This window comes from Nonlabens dokdonensis (assembly GCF_002162835.1).
GTDB lineage: Bacteria > Bacteroidota > Bacteroidia > Flavobacteriales > Flavobacteriaceae > Nonlabens > Nonlabens dokdonensis_B.
Genome location: NZ_MAAX01000209.1, coordinates 1 through 3,769, shown reverse-complemented (window position 1 = coordinate 3,769; position 3,769 = coordinate 1). Strand labels below are relative to the sequence as shown.

Sequence of the window (3,769 nt, the reverse complement as noted above, 5' to 3'; positions counted from 1 at the left end):
CCCTGATTAATAATTTTTTCATAGATATAGTGGGGCAAACTAATGTAATTGTCCCATCCAATAATGTGTGGGGTACTGATCGAGTTAGGTTTACAGCAGGATCTACTGATGAAACATTAGTTTTAAGACCTGGTACAGATGGTGGGTTTGCGGGAACAGTAGGAACAGCTCCTTTGTTAGAAACAGCACAGGTATCTATAACTGTAGATGCCGTCAACGCAGTACCTATAGCAGATGATAATTCTGCTGTTACCAGAGAAAATGAATCAGTAAATTTTAATGTAGTAAATACAGATGTTGATCCTGATGGTACAATAGACGTTACTACGGTGGATCTTGATCCAGGTACACCTGGTATTCAAAATTCTATATCTAATAGTGATGGAGATTGGAGTGTCAATAATGCAGGGTTAGTAACATTTGCACCAAATCCTAATTTCCTTGGTGTAGCAACTTTAGATTATACAGTTAATGATGACTTTACTTTAGATGGTAATAATGTTTCAGCAACTTCAAATCCAGCAACCCTTGAAGTTACAGTAATTCTAGATAATGATAATGATGGTATCGCAGACGAGGCTGATTTAGATGATGATAATGATGGAATTTTGGACACTGAAGAATGTCCTAACCTAGTTCTCGATCGTGATTTTATTGTGACAAATGCTCAAGCTGGTTTAATTACTGTTGTTGAAGGTGGGGCTTCTGGAACTCCTTTTGTAACTGATGCAGGTCCAGGGAATAATGAAGAAGGTATAAGGTATATAGACCAAGCGGCTAATCCTACTTTTTATAGGATTAATGGTCAAGGTAATGATTTTTCTTATTTAGATGGGAACAGTTTAATTTATAGGCTTTTTCTTGAAGATCCAGGTGAGGATTGGTTTGGTGGAACCACTGATGTTCGTTTAGTTAGTGGAGCAACAACCCTTACTTTAGATTTAACACAAGATCCATTTGGAGAAACTCAGCCTGCTTTGATTGGTGAATACTTTCTAAATGTGCCGCTTACCGCTGCAGCTTTTGGTGTTACTCAAGCAACTTTTGATACAGTCTTGAGTAATTTAGATGCTATTGATATTCGCGCTGAATTTTGGTTAGGACCTACAGGTACATTAGAAAGTGAGCTGGTGCCATTTGATGGAGGTAACTGTGATACGGATGGAGATGGTATAAAAGATACGTTCGATACAGATAGCGATAATGATGGTTGTCCAGATGCTGTTGAAGGTGATGAAAACGTAACTTCAGATCAGTTAATCGGTGCAGGTCCGAATGCTGGAGCTATTGATATAGCTAATCAAGGAGGTGTCGATGCTGATGGTGTTCCAAATTTAGTTAATAACGCTGGGGCAGCAGATTCTGGAGGAGACCAAGGTCAAGGTGATACCTCAAACGTTACTACAGCTACTCAGGTTCAAATTACAATGCAACCTTCTTTTAGCGAGGTCATTTTGGAAAATGGTAGTGTAACTTTTTCTGCCACTGCTGTTGCTCAAAATACTGAAACTTTCGTTGGTGGTGCGCCAGATTATAATATCCCACCTGCTGTTAACTCTTCATCTAATTTGATTTATCAATGGCAGGAAAGTTCGGATAATGGTGCTACCTGGACAGATATAACCACTGCTGGTAGTAATCCAACTTTTTCAGGTTTTAATACTGATGCATTAACTCTTACCAATGTCCCGCTTTCTTATAATGGACGTGATTTTCAATTAGTAGTTTCTCATAGTGATAATTCTTGTACTCTTTTAGATACCCAAAATTCAAATTTAATAGTAAGTCCTGATTCTGATAATGATGGTATAGGGGATGATGTTGACCTAGATGATGATAATGATGGTATTCTAGATAGTGTGGAATGTTTTAGAGAGCCTACAGTTGTTGGTACATTTGATAATACTAATACTTCTTTTGATTGGATAGGTGGTGGTGGTAATGGAAATGCTAATCTTAATTTTCTTACCATAAACTCAGTTCAATACAGTAATTTTATTGTACCTGATAGTTATGAGGAGAATTTTGCTACTACTTCTGGAAATGTTGTTTATGAGCAATTAAATGCCACTTCAGGTCAAGGTACAGGTCCTACAGGTAATAATATAGAAAATCCTAATTGGAATAGTATAATCTTAGGTGCTTTTAGAGATACAAACTTCAATCATTACCAAGCAATGTCAGGTTCTGTCTTGGATACTGATTTTTATACGTTGACTTATAATGTTCCGGTAGCAATCTCTGGAGAGTCCTTTCTTCTAGTTTCTGAAAGAGATGGTAATAATGGTTTTGAAATAGAATTATATGATGTAAATGATAATCTATTAGGTACTACCCTCATGATTGATACGCCAGACTATATCGACACAGGTATACCTACCGCGCTATCTGGTCAAAATATCAATATTGCTGTTGTTGCACTTGCAGATATTGCTCCTTCTGGTTCTGTGATCAAATATATTAATGTTTCACCTCTTACAAATGGAGATGGAGGTGATGGTAAAATATTTATAGTTACTGATTCACCTACTTGTGCTGATACAGATGGTGATATGGTCGTTGATAGTCTAGATCTAGATGCTGATAATGACGGTATTTATGACGCTGAAGAAGCTGGGCATGGACAGCCTTACGTAGATGGAAGGGTCACTGGACCAGTTGGTACAGATGGTGTTCCTGATTCAGTTCAAGCCAGTGGGCAAGAGAATAATGGAACAGTAAATTATACAATACAAGATTCAGATGGTGGCCTTCAAGAACCTGATTGGAGAGATACGGATTCTGATGAAGATGGTTGTTCGGACGCTAACGAAGCTTATTTTGATCAAAATGCCGATGGAGGCGATGATGGTCAGTATGGTGTAGATCCAGCAGCTGTTGATCCTGCAAATGGACTTGTTCTTGCTGCTAGTTATTCTGCTTCTACTCCTGTTGATTCTAACGGTAATTCAATTGATGATTACACAGAGAGTGGTCCAGACGTAGATGGAAACGGTGTGCCTGATAGTTGTTTGATTCCTGTTGATACTGACGGAGATGGTGTCTTTGATAATAATGATATTGATGATGATAATGACGGAATTTTAGATACTGTTGAATCAAGAGGTTTGGGAGATCCATCTCAAGATAATGATGGTGATGGTATATTAAATTATCGTGACCCTGATTTTTGTACCCTTAATGTAAATGGTGTTTGTGCATTATTAGATGGTGATAATGACGGTATTCCTAATCATTTAGATTTGGATTCTGATGGAGATGGTATTCCTGATAATAACGAAGCTCAAGTAACTTTAGGTTACATACCAGCTACAGATACTAATAATGATGGTATCCCAGATGTTAATGCAAATGGTTTGCCCACTAGTTATGATTTTAATGGTGATGAATTAGGTTTGTTGCCAGTTAATACAGATACTGTTGATCAGCCTGATTATTTAGATTTAAATTCTGATAATCAAGGTGGTAGTGATACGGTTGAAGCTGGTTTAACCTTGTCAGGTATTGATGAAGATAATGATGGATTAGACGACGCAATTGATACAACCCCTGGATTAACAGGAACCTATGCCGATCCAAATGGAACAATTAATGATACGGCTGCTCTTCCTGATACTGATGGAGACTTAAATGAAGGTGGAAATGTTGATTTTAGAGATCGTAGACTACCTAATGATGCAGATGGTGATGGTGTAAATGATATTGATGATCTCGATGATGATAATGATGGTATTACTGATGTAGTTGAAGGATTTGAGTTCTTTACAGA

General features: G+C 37.6%; 1 protein-coding gene. It reads left to right on the top strand.

Features of this window, described 5'->3' with window-relative positions:
* Positions 1–3,769, top strand: a 3,769-nt coding sequence (locus tag A9Q93_RS13775) for an Ig-like domain-containing protein (protein WP_303687979.1), incomplete at both ends; no start/stop codon positions are given.